Consider the following 20529-nt stretch of genomic DNA (forward strand, 5'->3'; position numbering starts at 1 on the left):
TAACCGTTGGCGATGATGGTCCAGCGGTTATAGGGGATTTCACGTTTAGTGAATGTTTTTCTTCTTTAATTGTCCGCCGCGGACGTCGTGAATGTTGCCAATGGCGAGGAACGCTTTTTCATCATAGTCATCGAGAATATCTTTTAATTTCGTTTCTTCTAATCGACTGATGACTGTGAAGACGACTTTCTTCTCGTCACCTGTGTAGGCGCCTTCTCCATGAAGATACGTCACACCTCGACCGAGCCGGTCCATGATGGCTTGCCCGATATCGTCTGGTGCGGACGTGATGATCCAGGCTGCTTTCGACTGGTCAATTCCTTCTAGGACAACATCGATCGTCTTGAATGCGATGAAATAGGTGAGGAGCGAATACATGGCCCTGTCCCAACTGAAGACGAATCCGGCCGTCCCGAGGATAAAGATATTGAAAAACATGACAATCTCTCCGACGGAGAATGGTAATCGGTTCGTGAAGGAAACGGCAAGAATTTCCGTTCCATCGAGTGATCCTCCCGCCCGGATGACGAGCCCGATTCCGGCACCGAGTAAGAAACCGCCGAAGACGGTCGACAAGAGGAGGTCGTCTGTGAACGGCTTGATGTCGTGAAGGACGATGGTGAAGGCTGACATGAGCAGGATGGCCGTCAACGTGACGACGGCGAATGTCTTTCCGATTTGCCGATACCCGAAGTAGATGAACGGTAAGTTGAAGAGGACGAGCCAAATCGCGAGTTTCGTCTCCGTCAAGTACGACACGATGATCGAGACACCGACGATACCACCGTCGATGATTTGATTCGGTACGAGGAACGCCTCCAAGCCGACGGCAAAGACGAGGGAGCCGAGCAGCAAAAGGACGACTTTTACAAACAGTTCAGAAGCCTTAATCGGATTATGTTCCCGCCTTAAGCGCTGCACTTCCTCCGGTGTCGGGGAAGGCATAGGTGTACGCTGCATACATGGTGCCCCCTTTCCATTTTCTTAAGTATAACAAATGATACGAACCGACAATCATTTACGACAGAGAATCTGACATGAATATTCAGAATAGATAGAGGATTCTTGATAAATTATTTTGGTATTATTTTATGTTAGGCTAAAAAGGTTGTTGAACAATGGATGGAGGTCTATAGGATGAAACGAGAAAACAAAACGTGGTTGATGGCGTTTCAAATGATGATGAACATCATCGGGGGACTCATCGCGGCGTATGGATTGGAATCGGTCCTCATTCCGAATAACGTTTCGGACGGGGGCGTCACTGGAATAAGTATTGTCGGGTCACAACTGACGGGACTGCCGCTCGGTATTTTCATCGGGGTGTTAAATATTCCGTTTGTCTATCTCGGTTATAAACAAATCGGGAAGAGCTTCGCCATCCTTTCAGTCACCGGGATTGCGTCTTTGTCTGTCGGTACGGTCATTATGCACCATGTTCCGACTATCATCGAAGGGGATGCGCTCCTCATCACGGTGGTCGGTGGGATCATACTCGGGTTCGGAATGGGGATTTCGCTTCGCAACGGGGGAGCGCTTGACGGTATCGACATGTTGGCGGTCCTGTTATCCCGTAAATTGCCGTTCGGTACGAGTGATTTGATTTTATTTTTAAATACGTTCGTCTTTATCGTTGTCTCGACGGTGTTTGGTCTTCAAGGAGCGGTCCTGTCCGCCATCGCCTACTTCATCGCCTCGAAAGTGATTCATATCGTCGAAGAGGGATTGAGCGGGGCAAAAACGTTCAAAATCATCACGAGTGAACCGCAGGAGATGGTCGAGACGATTCGGGACCGTCTCGGACGGAGCGCCACGTTGAATCAAATTCAAGGGGCATATTCCAAAGAAAGTTATTACGAAATCACGTGTGTCATCAACCGGCTCGAAGAACGAAAAATCAAAGACATCATCGATGATGTCGACTCGAAAGCGTTCGTCGTCGTGTATGAGGTGACAGAGGTCAAAGGCGGGAACTTCCAAAAACGCGATATTCATTAACGGATGGCCAAGGGTCGTCCGTTTTTTTAACCTCTACACGTGTGAACCGACCAAGCAGGAAATCGCATATTGTAAGTGGAAGAAGTCGATGCAAGAGAAAGGGGAGGATTGGAAATGTACGCACTGATTGGAAAGCTTGTCACGAAAGCGGGGGAACGCGACAGACTCGTGGCAATTTTGTCGGAAGCGGCGCGGGAGATGGAGGCGACATCGGATTGTGAATCGTATCGGGTTCACGTGTCGCTCGATGAAGCGGATACCGTATTCGTCTATGAAGTATGGCGAAATGAGGAGGCGCATGCGGCGTCGTTGTCGCTTGTTGAAGTGAGGGCGTATATCAATCAGGCGAAGCCAATTCTCGAGCGGATGGAGCGGATTGCCGCACTCGAACTCCGGAGATGACCAAGAAGGAATAAAAAGACGGATGGCCAAGGGTCGTCCGTTTTTTGCAGGAGAAATGGCGAGATGTCGAGAACATGACAGGATTCGGAAAGGAGGGAACGTATGCGTCCACTCATACTCGGTGTCTTCGCCGCATTGTTTTTTGCGAGCACGTTCGTGTTGAACGAAGTGATGCAAGTCGGAGGTGGCAGCTTTGCCTATAGTGCCTCGCTCCGCTTTTTGTGGATGATTCCGTTACTGCTAGTTGTGGTCGCGTTTCGTGGTGGACTCAAGCGAGTCCTCTCAGCATTGAGAGAAAGTCCTCGTCCATGGATTGTTTGGGGGACGGTCGGATTCGGACTGTTTTACGTCCCGATTTGTCTCGCAGCCGAGGTCGCACCCCCGTGGCTGATTGCGGGCACGTGGCAAGTGACGATTGTCGCCGGGGCACTGTTGTCCCCACTCTTCAAGAAGGCAGACGGAACACGGGAACGAATCCCATGGCGCGGACTTCGCTTCTCGGTCTTGATTCTCATTGGGGTCGTAATGATGCAAGTGGAGTTTTTCGAGTCTTTCGAACCTCGGTTCATTTGGCTTGGGGTCGTGCCGGTCATCATCGCCGCATTTGCCTACCCGCTCTGAAACCGGAAGATGATGCAGCACACGGACCTCGACGTGTTCGAGCGAATCCTCGGGATGTGTCTCGGGTCACTCCCGGTCTGGCTCCTGTTGTTCGGTTACGGGTTGACGACGGGGCGTCCCTCATCGATTCAGCTCGGGCAGACGTTCCTCGTCGCCCTGTTATCCGGGGTTGTCGCGACCGTGCTATTTTTCATGGCGACCGATTTCGTCAAACATGACATGGGAAGACTGGCGTCCGTCGAAGCGACGCAAGCGCTCGAAGTCCTGTTCGCACTCATCGGGGAACTCGTCTTCCTGCATGCCGTCATGCCATCGCCAATCGCCTTGTCCGGGATTGCGCTCGTCATGGTCGGGGTCGTCTTCCACAGTCGGAGTCAGTTTATGGAGCTTCCAACCGTGGTCCGACAAGAGACATAAAAAATCCCCTCGGTCTTTTGAGCGAGGGGATGGTCATTAACTTGTTGTCAAACTGCCTTTGACTTTGTCATAGAAATCATCCATCATACCGGTACGGCTACCGAGTTGGCAGATCAGTTCGAGCGTTTCTTTATAGAACTTCTTGACGAGTCCTTTGTTTTTGACGCCATCCATTGATGCGAGCGTCTGATCGAGATTCTCTAAAATCTCTTTGATTTGCGCGTCTGAGTCCGGTTTGACGACTGTCATGTTCTCAGGGATGCTGACGACTTTTTCTTGACCTTGGTGACGGAACGATGCACCGAAGCCAAGGTTCTCGATGAAGAGGTGCGGCATCACTTTTTGACCGAAGAAATGCTTGTGCCAGTCCGTTGCTTTCATCGTGTCCATGTCCTGTTTGAACGTAGATGCCGTGGAGACATATTGTTTAAACAAATCCGTCATGAATTTCTCGATGACCGGGATTTGAAGGGCGAAGACGTTTTTCAAGAACGCGTCGAGCTGAGCGCGTGTCAAAGTAGTTTCGTTAGACATGTCAGTTCCTCTTTTCTATAGTACGTTACTACCATCGTATGGGATTGACGGACACTCGTCAATGTAAGGGGAAACATTTTTTCAGAATATTTAATGAAAAGTCGTTAACTTGTGGGATAATCAAGTGAAGACATTAACAAGTGAGGAGTGGTTCTTGTGAACAAATCGATGAAATGGGCGCTCGCGCTCGGTGTGACAGGTGCATTGGTGGCGACAGTCGGTGTCGTCTCGTCCCGGGGACGGACAGAGGATACGACGCAGACGATTCGTGACCGTGAGCTCGGCTATGAGATCGTCTTGCCATCAAAAATCGTCGAGGCAATTGAGCGGGGTGACGTCTATATCGAGAAGGCGCAGGACGTCGTTGACATCGGGGACACGAAGAGCTACGGTACGTTCGATTTATACTATAACGTTGAGGACGGGGACGACCAACTCTTGTTCCACCTGGACTTGATCGACCGCGAATTGACTCAAGAGGCGTTCGCGACAGAAATCGGCTACGGCAACTATCTCGGGACGAACGACAAGACGTTCTTCTGGGTCGAACCGACAGAGGCCGTCCCAGGTGCGGAGGCGCATACGGACGAGATTGCCGAGTTGATCGAGACACTTCCTGAGTTAGAGTTTCGAACGTTATAACATGGAGAGACTGCAGACGGCTGAATCGTTTGTAGTCTTTTTCAGAGAGGTGGGGGACGTTTGCGAAAGACATTACCAAGCCGAAGACGAGATTATTCGGAGGGATTGATTGTAATCCTTTTGTTTATCGTTGCGATGTATGTATTTGATTTACCGAAACAAGAGAGCTTGATCACCTTGGCTGTCGTCATCGTCATCTCAGTCACGATGCGAGAAGTGACTCATTTTTTTCAGAATGAAAGAAATCATTGAATGTCTGCTCGCTACGGCGGGCTTTTTCCTTTATGCTACAATACAAATGAGGTGATATGAATGAATTGGACAGTAGAAGAAGTAAGACAGGCAGATGACGTCAAAGCGTTAGAACAGGCGGTCAACGCGAACGACAAGATCGACGTAAAGGTTGGGCATGAGTCGGTCGGGCAGAACGACTATGCGGTATATGAGGGGGAGACGCTCGTTGGTTATCTCATGCTTTTCCCGTATCTTCCGAACGAGTATGAAGTGAATGCGCTCGTTCATCCTGAATACCGGAAACAAGGTGTCTTCACGGCACTACTCGAAACGGCAAAACAAGACGCGAAGTTGAACGGTTGCGAAGCATTCACGTTCGTCATCGACCGAAACTCGGCATCCGGGAAAGCAGTGCTCGAGCATCTTCAGGCGGCGTATCAGTTCTCGGAATACAATCTCGTCTTGAAAAAAGCGGAGCTCTTCTTGAAACCGGACGAGGTATCGTTACGTGAGGCGACAGCAGACGACCGTCCACTTATCATTGCGACGCTCAGCGAGGCGTTCGGTGACCCGGTCGATGTGACGGAAAACATCTATCAACAAATCGACACGCCGGACCGCGTGACATACATCGGGGAAGTTGACGGCAAATCGATCGGCGTGATTCGCGCTCTTCTCACTGGGGATGACGCGGCAAGCATCCATGCGTTCGGCGTTAAGGCGGGCGAACAAGGCAAAGGCTACGGCACGAAGATGTTGAAACAGATGGTCCAACAATTGTTCCGCATGGGTCGGACGAAAGTCGAGCTCGATGTCGAGACGGAAAACAAGGCGGCGCTCGAGATCTACAAACGCGCCGGTTTTGCGGAGAACGGCGGCTATGAGTTTTACATGATCGAATTATGAGGTGAACCACATGGTGAAAAATCTGAAATGGATCGGCGCGGCGTTTGAAGCCTTCCTCGGGATTCCGCTTCTAGGCGGTCTCTTCATCATCGGGATGGGCTATTCGCCCCTCGGTTTCATGTTTGTGTACCACGTGATCGTATTGATTCTTTCGTTCAGTCGACTGAATCGATTCTCTTACGGCGCGGCGGTCGGTATTGCGGCATCAATCCTCGGCTTTATCCCGTTTGTCGGCATGATGCTGCACTGGGCGGCTGCCATCACGCTCGCGATTGATGCGGCGACGACCCTACGACGTGTGGCGCATGTCGAACGAGACGATGAAGCATTCTAACGAAACGTACTCCTTGACGGGGGTACGTTTTTTCATTGACCAAACGTTCAACTGAAAACGCTATACATTCATTGGAAATTGGACGATATAAGTAGTGATGAACACAATGAGGAGGAACAAACAGTGAAAGTATTTAAAAACTTTACGACGCAATTGCTCGCGTGGATTTTGGTCACGTCCTTTATCACGGGCGGAGCGGTCGGCTACATTACCCTATTACTCTTGACGGAACTCGAGATGGAACAAGGTCAAGTCATGCTCGTCGGTACGGTCGTGGCATTACTCATCTCGTCACTCGGTGGGGGCGTCATTTACTTGATTGCCCGTCGTCCACTGAAAGCGGTCGAGATGGCTTCTGAAAAAGCTGTCGAAGTCGGGAACGGGGACTTGACGGTGCACTTCGCCGACGAGAAAACGACAGATCGTTCAGAGATGGGACGTCTACTCTTGTCGATGGACAACATGGTCGAACACCTTCGGGAACAAGGTACGAACATGCGTTACACGGCGGACCAATTGACAGGTTCGGCACAAGAAATCGCAGCAGCGGTCCAAGAAGGGAACGTGGCAGGAGAAAACATTCGTTCTGCGATGGATTCCCTCAACAAGATGTTAGAAGACAACGTCAGTGCGACGTATAACTCGATGGACTTGCTTGGAGCGGTCGCGCGTACGATGGAGAGCATCCGCCAAGAGATGTCATCGGCGCTTGATTCGGCGAGCGAGATGCAACAGGAAGCGGAGAGCGGGAAGGGTCTTGCCTCGTCTTCGGTCAATGCGATGCATGCGATTGCTGGAAAAGTCGAACAGTCATCGACGCTCAACAGCCAGTTGACAGAAATGACAGGCGAAATCTCACGCATCACGGACGTCATCAGTGACATCTCGGCACAGACGAACTTACTTGCCTTGAACGCATCGATTGAAGCGGCACGTGCCGGTGAGCATGGTCGTGGATTCGCCGTCGTAGCGGCAGAAGTGAAAAAGCTCGCGGAACAAACGGCGAACTCGACTCAAGAAATTACGGATCTCATCGTAGACGTGAAGCGTCTCGTTGGCGATACATCGTCTTCGATGGCGAACGTCAAAGCAGAAGTGGAGACAGGTGTCGGTTTAGTTGAAAAAGCAGGTGGTGCGTTCGCATCGATTCACAATTCCGCAAATGAAGTATACAGTCATGTCCATTCGGTCGATTCACTCCTCGATGAGTCACGTGGGCAGATCGATTCGGTTGTGACAAACTCGGCAGGCATCGTTGGCATGGTCGAAGAAGCATCGCGTTATGCGAATGAAGTGACATCAGCGGCGAGCCAGCAAGCGGCAAGTCTTGGTGAAGTGAACGGAGCGATGTCAGAGCTCGTTCGCGTCGCAGAGAGTTTGCAGAATGAGACGGAACAGATGAAAGTAGAAGTGTAATTTTATTTAAACGATTCATTCGTGAATCGTTTTTGTTTTTGAATCTATACAGTTGGAAGTGAGGAGTGCGGATGGCAGAACAGCATCACGTGAAGATACCTGCACATTATAATATATATTCAGGGAATTCAGGGAGGGAGCTACGTATTGAATTTTCAATCCCTTCGGAAGAAATAAATCACAAAACCGGGTTACTTCTTTTGGTGCCAGGGTTTGGCGGAAACATTGATTCAAGAGTTTACAAAAAGATGAGAGAGACATTTGCTGATCAATTTAATTTAATTGTTATTCAATGTGATTATTTTGGAAGTTCTTATATGCAGTCAGCTGACTCGATTAATTTTAGCAATCTTGCGACTCTAGAAGAATTATTGACTAGTGATGAAATTAAGCAAGTCAATGCAAATCAATCACAACTTTGGTCTATATTGTCTACAAAAAGCGCAATTTTGCCTGTGAAAGCGAAGTTGAATGAAAGCATTAATGATTTTAATGATATGGGATATATGCAAGCTATTGACTTGATTACATCTATTGAAATTGTTAAGGCGATTGTTAAGGATAATGGTTATTCTTTCGATGAAAAAAGGATAATAGGGTATGGTCACTCACATGGAGCTTATTTATTACATCTAAGTAATTGTTTGTCTCCCCATCTATTCTCTTACCTTATTGATAACTCGGCATGGATAGAGCCGAGTTATATGAAGCAAAACCGAATTCTCTATCAACAAGTCGGAATGTTGACACTTGCTGTTGAGTTTGAATATTTAGCTAAAGAAATCATTGATAACAAATCATATCTTAATTTAGAAAATCTATATAAAAACTACAATGGTTCTGCACAAATCATTTCCTTCCAAGGAGATGAGGATAATTTAATAGATCATATCGAAAAAGAAAGGATTATTAGTTCCATTCCAAGAGCTGAGTTTTCGTTGATAACGAAAGAAAAAGTGGATCAAATAAGATTCAAGTCGAATAATCATGGGTTAGATGCGGATTTTCTTGAGTTATTTTCATGGGCACTCGAAATGGAAAAACCTTTAACGTTGATTGAAGAAATACCGTTGAATTATGAGGTAAACATTGGATCATTACATATAGAGGTTAACTCCTCTGGAGGATTGCCTATCTTTCATTTTCAAGAGTCAAAATAAAGAAAAGTATTTATTTTTACAAAAATGATTAAAGTTCTCTGAAGATGCTCCGATATAGAGTATGGAAACGATAAAACGTTCCAACAAATGTAAGGTGAGGGGCCGGCCTAAACCTTACATGCTCGGACAAACGGATTTGGAAGAGCGGAAAAACTCAAACCTATGGAGGGAAATTACAATGATTATCAACCACAACCTTAACGCAATGAACGCACACCGCAACATGTCGTTCAACACAACTAACTCTGGGAAGGCAATGGAGAAACTTTCTTCAGGTCTTCGCATCAACCGTGCTGGCGATGACGCTGCTGGTCTTGCAATCTCTGAAAAAATGCGTGGACAAATTCGCGGTCTTGATCAAGCGTCACGTAACGCACAAGACGGAATCTCACTCATCCAAACAGCTGAAGGTGCATTGAACGAAACGCACTCAATCCTTCAACGTATGCGTGAACTCGCTGTTCAATCGTCAAACGACACGAACACACAAACAGACCGTGAAGAGCTTCAAAAAGAAGTAACAGAGTTGACAAGTGAAATTTCGCGTATCGCGAACAACACTGAGTTCAACACGAAGACTTTGATGAATGGTGATTTCTCAGGTGCTGCAAACGGTCTTAAGTTCCATATCGGTGCAAACTCAGGACAAAACATTACACTTGAACTTTCAGATATGACAGCTACTGGTCTTTCTGTTGATACAGTTGACATCGAAACACAAACAGGTGCTAACAGCGCAATCACTGTTATCAACAACGCAATTGAAACTGTATCTTCTGAGCGTGCGAAACTCGGGGCAACACAAAACCGTCTTGAGCACACAATCAACAACTTGAACGTTGGAGCTGAAAACCTTCAAGCTGCTGAATCACGTGTACGTGACGTAGATATGGCGAAAGAAATGATGAACTTCACGAAAAACAACATCTTGAACCAAGCTGCACAAGCAATGCTTGCTCAAGCGAACCAACAGCCACAAGCTGTACTTCAGTTGTTACGTTAAGATTCATTTAAAACCATATAAAAAGGGAAACGGACATAAAGTCTGTTTCCCTTTTTTTAAATAAATTTGTCAGTCTATCGATATTCATATATTGAAATTGTATACTATATACAGATGAACTTTTAAAACATAAAGGAGTACCTTATGTCACAACTGCGAAACATCGTAAAAGAGCTTCGGGACATCTCAAATCAAGTTGTCCTCTTAGTTGAAAACGAAAAGTGGGATGTCCTCGACGAGATTGTGGGAATCATTCGACTATTTGGCGAAAATATTCATTCTAATGGAATTCGTACAGTAGAACATGTATCGGATCTCCAAGCCATCAAGAAAGAGAATTTACAAATGTATGTCAATGTTGTCTATGATAATTTGCAATTATTAATTACAGAATATGAAGCATTAATAGAAGTAGAACATCAGAATCAAATCGTCTTCCCGTTCCGCTATCATGAGAACGAGATGGCTCTTATAAAGCAGAACGATAGTAGCCACTATTTTGTAAGTGAAACGCTATTAGAGTTTGAGCGGTTGCAAGCCGAGATTGCTGATGACACGGAAGCTATTATCCTTTTAGGGTATGGAAGTGGGCTGTTTCATGCTGAATTGATAAAACAATATCATGTCTTGACGATTGATCCCCTCAACTTACCGTCAAATATTAAAAGTGATTCAGTCTTGTCTTTTCTTGATTCGCAAGACGATTATAAAACATTATTGCAATCAAAGTTTCAATCGTTTATTGGTTTGAAAACGGAAGTTATTAAACATCCTCTTTATGAGGATACAAAAACGTTACTTGAATTATTAAAATTGGTTCGAAATTATTTGAGCGAAAGTCGAATTGATTTAACGACACGTAAAGTGTACACGGAGAGCTGGTATCAAGAATCGTTTCAAAATGCGAGCTACCTAAACCGGCATTCAGATCGTCTTTTTAACATCGATTGTCTCAAACATAAATATAAAGGAAGCCATGCGCTGATGATTGCAGGGGGTCCTTCACTAGAAGATGCGATCCCTTATCTTAAAAAGGCTCAGTGCGCTTACTATATCATTGCGATTGGTCAGACAGTTAAAGTTTTACTGGAGAATGAAATCCGACCGGACTTTGTCATATCGATTGACGCTGGTGAAGCTAACGCTCATTTCTTCAACGATATTGAAATTGATGTCCCACTTGTCTATTCGTTACAAGTGAATCATCAGATTCCACAACGAGCAAAGGGGTTACTTGTACCTTATGCTGATGCCAAGGTTACACAAGATTTGCTACCCTATACAAAAACAGTTTTCAGTACGTACCCTACGGTGGCGTTAGCAGCGGTTGCATTTGCGAACTATTTGGACTTTGATTCAATTGGATTGATCGGACAAGATTTAGCATTGCGAGAAGGTGAATATTATAGTGCTTCGGTCAAACAAGCTTCTTCAAACGATGGTCAGTTCACTAAAACGTTATATGACGTACCATTGAATAATGGTGAGATGGGGAAAACCACACCAATCTTATTTGGTTTTTTAACTAGTTACCAAGCATTAATCAAGTCACAGCTCGGATTAAAAGAAAAACTAGTCAACTACGCGGAGAAAGGTGCTCGAATTGAGGGAGTTTCGTATCAATCCCTTGAAAGGCTCCACACCACACCGATTCAAAAACAGAAACTTGAACAAGTCAAAGAATCAGAATTGAATGTCCCGATTGAGCATGTACAACAATTACTTGATAGTGTGAGCGAACGATTGCAAATGCTTGAAAAACGATTGGGTCGCGCTATGAATCAAAAAGCGGTCACCATCGATGAGTTTGAAAAAATGCTACGGGATTGGGATGCGATGATTGAAGCGCCATCTTTCCGCACACATATCATGCCGCTTCAACTCGTCAATTTATTAATCATTCAAAATAAAATTAAATTCCATAATCGATATAATCGAACGAGTGCATTACGTCTTTCGATTTTGTCGCGAATGTTTGAGTCGATTCAAGAACTACAAACTCAACTTCACACGATAAAACAAGCGTATGCAGAAACCATTAAGTAACAAGTAGCGCCAATCGTATATTTATTAGACATTGTGCATGAGAGAGGAAGTATATAAGCATGTTTACAAATCAGACAATTTTAGTCACGGGTGGTACAGGATCTTTTGGGAAAAAATTCATCTCCGCCGTATTAAAACAAAATGTAAAAAAGGTCATCGTATTTAGTCGTGATGAGTTAAAACAATATGAAATGGCACAAGAATTTACCGATCCCCGCATTCGTTTCTTCATTGGGGATGTTCGTGATAAAGAACGCCTTTATCGTGCATTTGATGGAGTGGATATTGTCATCCATGCCGCGGCGCTCAAGCATGTCGGAGCTTGCGAGTATAATCCATTCGAGGCCGTGAAAACAAATATTCATGGTGCTCAAAATATTATTGAAGCGGCTATTGATCGTGGTGTCAAAAAAGTTATCGCACTAAGTACGGATAAGGCTGCAAGTCCGATTAACTTGTATGGTGCAACTAAATTGGCATCAGATAAATTGTTTGTCGCTGGTAACTCATATGCCGGGGATAAAGACACACGATTTGCTGTCGTCCGATACGGTAATGTCGTCGGAAGCCGAGGCAGCGTTGTACCATTCTTCAAGAAGTTGAAGCAAGACGGAGCAACGGTCATTCCAGTGACCGATGATCGGATGACTCGCTTTTGGATCACATTAGACCAAGGTGTCCAGTTTGTTATCGATAGTTTGACACGTATGAACGGTGGAGAGATTTTTATTCCGAAAATCCCAAGTATGTCGATTCTTGATTTGGCTGAGGCGATTGCTCCTGAGTGCGACATCAAAATTGTGGGGATTCGTCCAGGTGAGAAATTACATGAGGCAATGATTACGGAAGATGATGCACGACACACGTTAGAGTACGACGATTATTTTGTCATTCAACCTGAGTTCCCTTGGTGGAGTGCAGAGTATTCAAATGGTGGAAAGTCGTTACCAGAAGGGTTTACATACGTCAGTAATGTAAACAATCAGTGGCTATCGGTCGATGAATTAAGAGAGTTAGTGAAGTGAGGAAGACGGCATAGTCATTTTTTGATGAGAGGAAGTTTAGAGTGATTGATCAACCTGTAAGAAACACGTTTCTGCCTTATGGCAGACAATGGATCGATGAAGAAGATATTCAAGCTGTGGTCGACACGTTACGAGGTGACTTTTTAACAACTGGTCCTGCTGTTGATGAGTTTGAACAAGCAATCGCTCAGTATGTTGGAGCTCGATATGCTGTCTCCTTTTCTAATGGGACGGCCGCCCTACACGGTGCCTGTTTTGCAGCAGGAATTGGTGAAGGGGATGAAGTCATTACCACTCCGATGACATTTGCAGCTAGTGCGAATTGTGTTCTTTATCAAAAAGGAATACCTGTATTTGCTGACATTGATCCAACGACGTATAACTTAGACCCGAATGCGATTGAACAAGCCATCACTCCACGCACAAAAGCCATCATCCCTGTCCACTTTACAGGTCAACCTGCAGCGATGCAGGAGATTCATCGAATTGCCGAACAACATGACTTAGTCGTCATTGAAGATGCGGCTCATGCGTTAGGTGCCACCTATCAAGGGAAACGAATCGGTGCACTAAGTGATATGACGATGTTTAGTTTTCATCCTGTTAAACATATTACTTCGGGTGAAGGTGGAATCATCACGACAAATGATGAAGTGTATTATCGTAAATTATTACAATTTCGGACCCATGGAATTACAAAAAGTGCTGAACAGTTAGTTGATCACCATGGTCCTTGGTACTACGAAATGCAGTTTTTGGGTTTCAATTATCGAATGACAGATATTCAAGCTGTCCTTGGAACAAGCCAATTGAAGAAGATTGAACGATTTATTGAGTTACGAAAATACTATGTTTCTTTATATAATGAGGCATTTCGCGAGTTATCTGAAATTACGATACCGCATCAAGATGAAAGTGGAGAGTCCAGCTGGCACTTATATATCATTCGCTTAAATCAAAACCGGTTAAACGGTTCACGGAAAGAACTATTTGAGGCCTTATTAAATGAAAACATTGGAGTCAACGTCCACTATATTCCTGTTCATTGGATGCCATATTATCAAGAGCTAGGGTATGAAAAAGGGATTTGTCCACACGCAGAAACGCTATATGAAGATATCATTACACTCCCTCTATTTCCTGCGATGACTGAGGAAGATGTGTACGATGTGATCGATGCGGTGAAAAAAGTGTTAAAACGATATGGGAAGTGAAAAATGGCTATGAAAACGGTGGCGATTATTCAAGCACGGATGGGCTCAACGAGGCTTCCTGGGAAAGTATTGATGAAACTGCAAGGCCGCACGGTGCTTGACCATGTGATTACTCGAGTAAAACAAGCGAAATTAATTGATGAAATCATCGTTGCAACGACAACTTTGAGTGAAGACGATGTATTGTCGGAGGAAGCAAAGCGATATGGTGTTCGTGTGTATCGAGGAAGTTCAGATAACGTACTGAGTCGATACTATGAGGCAGCTATGGAAGCCGAAGCTGATGTGGTGATTCGAATCACTTCAGATTGTCCCTTGATAGATCCTTTCGTAATAGACCAAATGATTGAAACGTATCATAATAATCGATACGACATTGTAACAAATGCGGGCCAGGATTTGAGTAAAAGAACATTTCCACGAGGTTTAGATATTGAAATTTTCTCGAGTGAATTACTAAGCGATGCATTTAATAACCATAGTGAAGATTATCATATAGAACATGTTACACCCTATATGTATGAAAAAAGTCAAAATGTATATCATCATATTAACCCAATAAATGCATCGAACTATCGATTGACTTTAGATACTGAAGAAGACTTAGAACTAATTACAAGAATATATAAGAAACTTTATACAGGAACTCACTCATTTTATTTATCTGAAATTTTAAATCTATTGGAAAATAACCCAGATCTAAGTATCATCAATTCTCATATTGAACAAAAAAAATATTAATGTAGATCTGACAAAGGATATGTATTTGTATGAATATTATAATTTTCACTGAGGGTGGAAACGATAACGGATTTGGTCATATTTCTAGATGTAGTGCATTATATGATGAAATTGTATTGAGGGGATTGAATGCAAAACTCATTGTTAATACCGATTTAGAAAGAATTGAAATGTTATCCAATAAAGAATATGAGATAGCTGATTGGTTATCTTTATCCTATCTTGAAAGGAATTCATTTGACCAAACATATTGCATCATTGATTCATATATTGCTGATATAGAAGTGCTTGAATATATTAAGTTAAAATCAGTTAATTGTATGTATATTGATGATTACAGTAGACTAAATTATCCAAAAGGAATTACTTTGACTCCTGCATTAATCAAAGAATCATCAGTTAAAAATAACGAGAATGAACTGAGCGGACCAGATTATATTATTTTGCGTAAAGAATTCACTAACAAGCGAGAACGAATCATTAATGAGGATGTAAAAAAAGTCCTTGTTACTCTAGGTGGATCAGACGCAAAAGGATTGACAGAAGAAATAATCAAGAAAGTAATTCCCCATTTTCCATTATTCTCTTTTGATATAGTGTTAGGGAACGGAAAAAGCAGTCCTGAACTTATAGACGAAAATAGAATCGAGAATGTAAATATTATTAATAATGCAAGTGCTTATGAAATGAAAGAGTTAATGATTGATTCCGATTTTTCTATTACTGCTGCTGGACAAACTGTATATGAATTAACTGCTACGAATACTCCTTTCATACCAATCAAAACTGCTGAAAATCAACAAAACAATATAAATGGATTGTTTGATTTCAATGTAATTAATTGTTTGATTGACTCAGATGATCCTTTTTGGATTGAAAACTTACTTTTTGAGATTAATCGCTTAAAAACTTATGACAGTAGATTAGAGTTCTATCATAGATCAAAAGGTTTAATTGATGGTCGTGGATGTAAGAGAATAGTTGATCGATTGTTAAAGTAGAGGTGTTTGTTGTAATGAGGATGATATTTTGTGGTTTTGGTAAACTAGGAAAAGTTTGTTTAGATACTTTAATTCAAAACAAGTATGATGTTGTGTTTGTATTAACTCATAAAGACATGAGTGAGCATAGTGTGGATTCATACTGTGAAGTTAATAATATTCCCTATTCCTATATAGATGTAAGGAAAGAAGGAAATAAGCTGCTGGAACAAATCTTAATCGAGAATTCTATCTATCTAGTGAGTGTAAATTACAGATATATTTTACCTTCTAAAATCATTAATTCTGTGGAGGTGGCTATAAACCTTCATGGGTCATTATTACCAAAATATAGAGGAAGAACCCCACACGTTTGGAGTATCATAAATGGCGAAACATACAGCGGTGTTACTTCACACTTAATTGACGAAGGTGTAGATACTGGAAATATAATTAAGCAGATACGAATTAAAATTGAGGAAGATGATACTGGGTATGACTTGTTGATAAAGTTTGAAAAAGAATACCCGGACTTACTATTGGACTCTTTGACAGATATACAGAGTGGAATATTGCCTAAAGTACAGAATGAAAGTCAAGGAAGTTACTTTGGAAGAAGAACTCCTGAAATGGGCTACATAGATTTTTTTAAAAATACTTTTGAAGTAATTAATTTTGTGAGAGCACAAGCTAAACCATATCCAGGTGCTTATTATTATTTGAAGAATGGCAGTAAGATAATTATTCATAAAATAATTCAATGCTCTGATTCAATAAGTAACTTGGACAATATTGGCGTAATTGAGAAAATCGATAGTGACTACTATGTACGGTGTAAAGACAATGTTTTAAAAATAGTTGACTATGAAATTATTTAAATGTGATTAACTACGAGGTGTGTATAAGAATGCCTATTAATATTCAAGATATTTTTACAAAGAATACTAAAAGTACATTTATTATCGCGGAATTATCGGCGAACCATAATCAAGATATTCAGCTCGCACTTGATACAATAAAAGCTGCAAAGGATTCTGGTGCAGATGCAATTAAGTTACAAACTTATACTCCTGACACCATTACCATCCAATCAAGTAAAGAATATTTTACAATTAAAAGTGGTACGATTTGGGATGGTCGCACACTTTATGATTTGTATCAAGAGGCCTATACGCCGTGGGAGTGGCATAAAGAGTTGATGGATTATGCAAAAGAGTTGGATATCGTTTGTTTTTCAAGTCCTTTCGACCCTACTGCTGTGGATCTATTAGAAAGCTTACAGGTACCTGCGTACAAAATCGCTTCATTTGAAATCACTGATCTACCACTCATTGAATATGTTGCCTCCAAGAACAAACCAATCATCATCTCAACTGGAATTGCAACGCTTCAAGAAATTGAAGATGCAGTATCCGTCTGTCGTAAAGTTGGAAACGAGCAAATCATATTATTGAAATGTACGTCAGCCTATCCAGCAAAAATTGAGGATGCGAATCTCTTAACGATGCAAAATATGAAAGAGACTTTCAGTGTCGAAGTCGGATTGTCGGATCACACTCTTGGAATCACTGCACCGATTGTGTCCGTTGCATTGGGAGCGAAGGTGATTGAAAAACACTTTATTTTAGATAAGTCAATTGGCGGTCCAGACGCTAGTTTTTCTTTAGAGCCTCATGAGTTTAAAGCGATGGTCGATGCAGTTCGAGAAGCGGAACAAGCATTAGGGCGCGTCGACTATCAATTAAACGAGAAAAAAGTGAAGAATCGTGAGTTCGCACGTTCGTTGTTTGTGGTGAAAGATATTCAAGCTGGGGAAGTCTTCACGACTGAACATGTCAGGTCAATTCGTCCGGGACATGGATTGGCTCCGAAACATATCGATTCCATTATTGGTAAAGTGGCAAGAAAAGATATCGAGCGTGGAACACCAATGAGTTGGGATTTGATTAAGTAATGTAAATAAGATGATTGTCGAGGCGACGGACTACGTCGCCTCTTTATTATGTGTGAGAAAGAAGAAGAAACTTAAGGAAAAAGTATTTTGACCGATATAAGAAATGAGACCATAACATGTGAGGGAGTAGAAGACTATGAATCCGACCATTTCTGAAGTCAGACTTCACTTGCCTTCTTCTGTATTACCGTATGAGCAAACTAAAAATGTGTTCGTTGAGGCCAATCAAACTCAACTCGCCGATGAAGGTATTGTTATTCTTCCGACGCCTCAACACATTACAAAGTTAGAGGCAGCGGTCGAGAAGGCGAATCAAGTCCTTGAAAAGCAACGTACCGGCTTGAAATTTATGAAGCACGAAAAACTGAATGATTATTATATTCAAATCGTCGATGCGAACAATGAAGTAATCCGTGAAATCCCAAGTAAAAAATCAATGGATTTCTTTGCGGCGTTTATGGAGTTTAATCATTTATTCGACGAACGGATATAAAAAAGGAGTGGGCATATGACATCACCAATTCGATTTGGCGGATTAGCCAGCGGGATCGATACCGATAGTATCATTAAACAAATGATGCAAGCAGAACGAATTCCAGTAGATCGTTTAGAACAGAAAAAACAATTGACCGAATGGCGGCGTGACTCTTATCGTGAGGTCAACCGTTCACTGTTAGCATTACGAAACAGCGCGGTCGATATGATGTTCAGCCGAAACTATTACGCAAAAACGGCTTCATCCTCTGATGAATCGCGTGTATCTGTCGTTGCAGGTCCATCAAGTGGAAACGCTTCGCTTACTATCAATTCAGCGACGTTGGCTACCTCGGCTTCTCATGTAGCGGTGGCAAATGGTGGAGGCATCACAAATGACACGGCAGTTTCGACACTCGGGTTAGAGGTTGGTATTCGGAAACAAACGTTAACTGCGGGAACAACTGAACTCGTAGTGAAACCGCTGCCGAATAATCCACCAACTTTTACGGATAAAGATGGTAATGCGATTTCGTTAGCACATACGTACGATGCGGCAACTGGGAAGATTACGTTCGATAGTGGAGTGACAATCCCTGAAGGTGCACAAGTCGTGTATGAAGCTGGCTATCAAGTTCGTTTCCGTAACGAAGACGGTGGAGCTTTACAGACAGTATACGTTGATGAGAATGCTAAGTTTAAAGATCTCGTTACCGCGTTGAATGGCACGAAGACGGGAATTAGTGCGTTCTTTGATCAAACTTCAGGACAGATTTCATTAACACGTAAAGACACGGGCGTGAAATCGATTATTGAATTTGAAGGCACTGCAGCTAAAGCACTATTTGGTTTAAATGGATCCGTAGCCGGAACGAATGCTTCTGTGGATGTGAATGGCATTACGTTGACCCAAAGTTCAAACACCTTTACGATTGATAATATGACCATCACATTGAAGTCCTCATTCAATGATGGTACAAAAGTAAACTTGTCCTCTGCGACAGACACTCAAAAAATCTTTGACGGAATTAAAGGATTCGTTGATAAATACAATGAGACCATCGACCTCATGAACAAAAAGACACGAGAAGAACGATTCCGTTCGTTCTCGCCGTTGACTCAAGCTCAACGTGACGAGTTATCTGAAGACGAAATCAAAAAGTGGGAAGAAAAAGCGATGAGTGGTATGCTCCGCGGGGATACGATTTTACGTGGAACTATGGACAATCTTCGGAGCAAATGGTCGAGTGCTACTGCTGCATCGAATGACATCGACATGTCACGATTGTTCCAAATCGGTCTTTCGACTGGAGCGGATTTCACCAATGGTGGTAAAATCGAACTCAATGAAGAGAAGCTAAAAGCGGCTATCGAAAAAGATCCGGAGCAAGTATATCAGTTGTTTACAGATGCTGAAACTGGATTATTGCCACAAATCCGAGATGCTGCCAAAGATTCGCGCGATACGATTACACGAATCGCAGGAGCGGAAGGTTCTGGCGCACAAACCCATTCGATGGGGAAAGAAATGACCGATATTGATTCGCGTATCAAGCGGTTAAATGATTTACTCGTCGATAAAGAAAACGCCTATTACCGTCGTTTCACAGCGATGGAAACAGCGATGAACCAAGCGAATGCTCAAGCGGCATCACTGTCACAGTTTTTAGGCGGAGGCATGTAAGAGGAGGAGTTTAAATGGTAGCCAATCCATATGCAGCATATCAAAACAATGCGGTCACGACCGCAAATCCACAGGAACTGACGCTTATGCTTTATGACGGAGCGCTCAAGTTCATGCGCCTCGCCAAGCTTGCAATCGATCAAGGTAACCCTGATTTAAAGAACGTCAACATTCAAAAGACGCAAGCTATTTTTCGGGAACTTCGTCTGACACTCAATAAAGACATCGCTGTCTCAGCGAACTTAGATTCGCTCTATGACTACATGTGGCGCCGCCTCGTTGATGCGAACGTCAAGAACGATACAGCTATCCTTGACGAGGTACTTGATTTTACGACCGAACTACGTGATACGTGGAAGGAAGCGATGAAACTCGCGAAGCAGTCATGAGACCGATTGATGAAATCATCTTAAAGACGCAACGCTTGAAAGAACTGCTCGCACAAGTCCCGGAAGAACCGACGTATGATACATGGATGGAACAAATCCATGAGCTCTTGGATGATCGGGAACAGTTGCTCGCAGCACACGGTCCCGATTTGGAAAAAGCCGATCAAAAGGTCCTTAGGCAACTCGTCGACGACAGTCAAAAGATTTCTCGTCTAATTGAAGCCGAGCACCAGCGTCTAGGGATGACGCTAGGGACAGCCCGGATGGAACGGAAGACGGTCAAATCATATGTCGACCCATATGAAGACGTCGATTCTAACTTTTCTGGTCTATTCGACCAGCAGACGTAAAAAGC

The 20529-nt window shown here is 43.3% G+C and carries 22 protein-coding genes and 1 pseudogene; 21 read left to right on the plus strand and 2 right to left on the minus strand.

Translation table 11 applies throughout. The features are described 5' to 3' along the window. Nucleotides 1–45: 45 nt before the first annotated feature. On the minus strand, nucleotides 46–960 hold the full coding sequence (locus KNO69_RS03035) for a YitT family protein (protein ID WP_214816043.1): 915 nt from the start codon (nucleotides 958–960) through the stop codon (nucleotides 46–48). Nucleotides 961–1137: 177 nt separating this feature from the next. Here KNO69_RS03035 and KNO69_RS03040 point away from each other — a divergent pair, with 177 nt between their 5' ends. From KNO69_RS03040 to KNO69_RS03050, 3 genes and pseudogenes are all read left to right on the plus strand, one after another. Beyond that, nucleotides 1138–1998, plus strand: coding sequence for a YitT family protein (locus tag KNO69_RS03040; RefSeq protein WP_214690629.1), 861 nt, complete (start codon nucleotides 1138–1140; stop codon nucleotides 1996–1998). A gap of 114 nt (nucleotides 1999–2112) precedes the next feature. Then, the gene (locus KNO69_RS03045; RefSeq protein ID WP_214816046.1) at nucleotides 2113–2400 is read left to right on the plus strand and encodes a putative quinol monooxygenase; all 288 of its coding nucleotides are present in this window, start codon (nucleotides 2113–2115) and stop codon (nucleotides 2398–2400) included. Between the two features lie 102 nt (nucleotides 2401–2502). Further along, nucleotides 2503–3438, plus strand: a pseudogene (locus KNO69_RS03050) (DMT family transporter). Between the two features lie 36 nt (nucleotides 3439–3474). Here the strand turns inward: KNO69_RS03050 and KNO69_RS03055 are convergent. After that, nucleotides 3475–3972, minus strand: a complete 498-nt coding sequence (locus tag KNO69_RS03055; RefSeq protein WP_214816049.1) for a hypothetical protein — start codon at nucleotides 3970–3972, stop codon at nucleotides 3475–3477. Nucleotides 3973–4128: 156 nt separating this feature from the next. Between KNO69_RS03055 and KNO69_RS03060 the strand changes: the two genes are divergently transcribed. The 18 genes from KNO69_RS03060 (at nucleotide 4129) to fliT (ending at nucleotide 20524) form a co-directional block, all read left to right on the plus strand. Next, on the plus strand, nucleotides 4129–4614 hold the full coding sequence (locus KNO69_RS03060; RefSeq protein WP_214758360.1) for a hypothetical protein: 486 nt from the start codon (nucleotides 4129–4131) through the stop codon (nucleotides 4612–4614). A gap of 60 nt (nucleotides 4615–4674) precedes the next feature. Beyond that, a complete protein-coding gene (locus KNO69_RS03065) occupies nucleotides 4675–4866 on the plus strand; it encodes a hypothetical protein (RefSeq protein WP_214816052.1) in 192 nt (63 codons plus the stop codon). 60 nt (nucleotides 4867–4926) lie between these two features. After that, the gene (locus KNO69_RS03070; protein ID WP_214816054.1) at nucleotides 4927–5754 is read left to right on the plus strand and encodes a GNAT family N-acetyltransferase; all 828 of its coding nucleotides are present in this window, start codon (nucleotides 4927–4929) and stop codon (nucleotides 5752–5754) included. A gap of 10 nt (nucleotides 5755–5764) precedes the next feature. Then, a complete protein-coding gene (locus KNO69_RS03075) occupies nucleotides 5765–6088 on the plus strand; it encodes a hypothetical protein (RefSeq protein ID WP_214816057.1) in 324 nt (107 codons plus the stop codon). Between the two features lie 123 nt (nucleotides 6089–6211). Beyond that, complete coding sequence (locus tag KNO69_RS03080) at nucleotides 6212–7504, plus strand: methyl-accepting chemotaxis protein (RefSeq protein WP_214683843.1); 1293 nt, start codon at nucleotides 6212–6214, stop codon at nucleotides 7502–7504. A gap of 71 nt (nucleotides 7505–7575) precedes the next feature. After that, nucleotides 7576–8664 (plus strand): DUF2920 family protein, encoded by a 1089-nt coding sequence (locus tag KNO69_RS03085; protein WP_214816060.1) that lies wholly within the window; start codon nucleotides 7576–7578, stop codon nucleotides 8662–8664. 178 nt (nucleotides 8665–8842) lie between these two features. Beyond that, the gene (locus KNO69_RS03090; RefSeq protein WP_214690636.1) at nucleotides 8843–9667 is read left to right on the plus strand and encodes a flagellin N-terminal helical domain-containing protein; all 825 of its coding nucleotides are present in this window, start codon (nucleotides 8843–8845) and stop codon (nucleotides 9665–9667) included. 144 nt (nucleotides 9668–9811) lie between these two features. Further along, nucleotides 9812–11713 carry a motility associated factor glycosyltransferase family protein gene (locus KNO69_RS03095; RefSeq protein ID WP_214816064.1) on the plus strand — a complete coding sequence of 634 codons (1902 nt, stop codon included), beginning with the start codon at nucleotides 9812–9814 and terminating at the stop codon, nucleotides 11711–11713. A 59-nt stretch (nucleotides 11714–11772) separates the two neighbouring features. Then, nucleotides 11773–12738 carry a UDP-N-acetylglucosamine 4,6-dehydratase (inverting) gene (gene pseB, locus KNO69_RS03100; RefSeq protein WP_214690638.1) on the plus strand — a complete coding sequence of 322 codons (966 nt, stop codon included), beginning with the start codon at nucleotides 11773–11775 and terminating at the stop codon, nucleotides 12736–12738. A gap of 41 nt (nucleotides 12739–12779) precedes the next feature. After that, complete coding sequence (gene pseC, locus KNO69_RS03105) at nucleotides 12780–13952, plus strand: UDP-4-amino-4,6-dideoxy-N-acetyl-beta-L-altrosamine transaminase (protein ID WP_214690639.1); 1173 nt, start codon at nucleotides 12780–12782, stop codon at nucleotides 13950–13952. A 3-nt stretch (nucleotides 13953–13955) separates the two neighbouring features. Next, nucleotides 13956–14693: a cytidylyltransferase domain-containing protein gene (locus KNO69_RS03110; protein WP_353047476.1), complete on the plus strand. Its 738-nt coding sequence runs from the start codon at nucleotides 13956–13958 to the stop codon at nucleotides 14691–14693. Nucleotides 14694–14722: 29 nt separating this feature from the next. Beyond that, a complete protein-coding gene (locus tag KNO69_RS03115) occupies nucleotides 14723–15694 on the plus strand; it encodes a PseG/SpsG family protein (protein WP_214816067.1) in 972 nt (323 codons plus the stop codon). A gap of 14 nt (nucleotides 15695–15708) precedes the next feature. Further along, nucleotides 15709–16551: a methionyl-tRNA formyltransferase gene (locus KNO69_RS03120; RefSeq protein WP_214816070.1), complete on the plus strand. Its 843-nt coding sequence runs from the start codon at nucleotides 15709–15711 to the stop codon at nucleotides 16549–16551. Between the two features lie 29 nt (nucleotides 16552–16580). Further along, nucleotides 16581–17627: a pseudaminic acid synthase gene (gene pseI / locus KNO69_RS03125; RefSeq protein ID WP_214816074.1), complete on the plus strand. Its 1047-nt coding sequence runs from the start codon at nucleotides 16581–16583 to the stop codon at nucleotides 17625–17627. A gap of 136 nt (nucleotides 17628–17763) precedes the next feature. Continuing rightward, nucleotides 17764–18120, plus strand: a complete 357-nt coding sequence (locus KNO69_RS03130; protein ID WP_159562655.1) for a flagellar protein FlaG — start codon at nucleotides 17764–17766, stop codon at nucleotides 18118–18120. A gap of 15 nt (nucleotides 18121–18135) precedes the next feature. Then, complete coding sequence (gene fliD / locus KNO69_RS03135) at nucleotides 18136–19785, plus strand: flagellar filament capping protein FliD (RefSeq protein WP_214816077.1); 1650 nt, start codon at nucleotides 18136–18138, stop codon at nucleotides 19783–19785. A 14-nt stretch (nucleotides 19786–19799) separates the two neighbouring features. Continuing rightward, the gene (gene fliS / locus KNO69_RS03140) at nucleotides 19800–20174 is read left to right on the plus strand and encodes a flagellar export chaperone FliS (RefSeq protein ID WP_074036234.1); all 375 of its coding nucleotides are present in this window, start codon (nucleotides 19800–19802) and stop codon (nucleotides 20172–20174) included. After that, nucleotides 20171–20524 carry a flagellar protein FliT gene (fliT, locus tag KNO69_RS03145; protein WP_074036236.1) on the plus strand — a complete coding sequence of 118 codons (354 nt, stop codon included), beginning with the start codon at nucleotides 20171–20173 and terminating at the stop codon, nucleotides 20522–20524. The genes fliS and fliT overlap by 4 nt, the downstream gene beginning before the upstream one ends. Nucleotides 20525–20529: the final 5 nt, after the last annotated feature.

The organism is Exiguobacterium sp. s131, assembly GCF_018617345.1.
In the GTDB taxonomy this organism is placed as follows: domain Bacteria; phylum Bacillota; class Bacilli; order Exiguobacteriales; family Exiguobacteriaceae; genus Exiguobacterium; species Exiguobacterium profundum.

Coding starts and splice junctions, on each gene's coding strand:
- KNO69_RS03035 (WP_214816043.1), bottom strand. CDS start 960: ATGCAGCGTACACCTATGCCTTCCCCGACACCGGAGGAAGTGCAGCGC.
- KNO69_RS03040 (WP_214690629.1), top strand. CDS start 1,138: ATGAAACGAGAAAACAAAACGTGGTTGATGGCGTTTCAAATGATGATG.
- KNO69_RS03045 (WP_214816046.1), top strand. CDS start 2,113: ATGTACGCACTGATTGGAAAGCTTGTCACGAAAGCGGGGGAACGCGAC.
- KNO69_RS03055 (WP_214816049.1), bottom strand. CDS start 3,972: ATGTCTAACGAAACTACTTTGACACGCGCTCAGCTCGACGCGTTCTTG.
- KNO69_RS03070 (WP_214816054.1), top strand. CDS start 4,927: ATGAATTGGACAGTAGAAGAAGTAAGACAGGCAGATGACGTCAAAGCG.
- KNO69_RS03075 (WP_214816057.1), top strand. CDS start 5,765: ATGGTGAAAAATCTGAAATGGATCGGCGCGGCGTTTGAAGCCTTCCTC.
- KNO69_RS03085 (WP_214816060.1), top strand. CDS start 7,576: ATGGCAGAACAGCATCACGTGAAGATACCTGCACATTATAATATATAT.
- KNO69_RS03090 (WP_214690636.1), top strand. CDS start 8,843: ATGATTATCAACCACAACCTTAACGCAATGAACGCACACCGCAACATG.
- KNO69_RS03095 (WP_214816064.1), top strand. CDS start 9,812: ATGTCACAACTGCGAAACATCGTAAAAGAGCTTCGGGACATCTCAAAT.
- pseB (WP_214690638.1), top strand. CDS start 11,773: ATGTTTACAAATCAGACAATTTTAGTCACGGGTGGTACAGGATCTTTT.
- KNO69_RS03110 (WP_353047476.1), top strand. CDS start 13,956: ATGGCTATGAAAACGGTGGCGATTATTCAAGCACGGATGGGCTCAACG.
- KNO69_RS03115 (WP_214816067.1), top strand. CDS start 14,723: ATGAATATTATAATTTTCACTGAGGGTGGAAACGATAACGGATTTGGT.
- KNO69_RS03120 (WP_214816070.1), top strand. CDS start 15,709: ATGAGGATGATATTTTGTGGTTTTGGTAAACTAGGAAAAGTTTGTTTA.
- pseI (WP_214816074.1), top strand. CDS start 16,581: ATGCCTATTAATATTCAAGATATTTTTACAAAGAATACTAAAAGTACA.
- KNO69_RS03130 (WP_159562655.1), top strand. CDS start 17,764: ATGAATCCGACCATTTCTGAAGTCAGACTTCACTTGCCTTCTTCTGTA.
- fliD (WP_214816077.1), top strand. CDS start 18,136: ATGACATCACCAATTCGATTTGGCGGATTAGCCAGCGGGATCGATACC.
- fliS (WP_074036234.1), top strand. CDS start 19,800: ATGGTAGCCAATCCATATGCAGCATATCAAAACAATGCGGTCACGACC.
- fliT (WP_074036236.1), top strand. CDS start 20,171: ATGAGACCGATTGATGAAATCATCTTAAAGACGCAACGCTTGAAAGAA.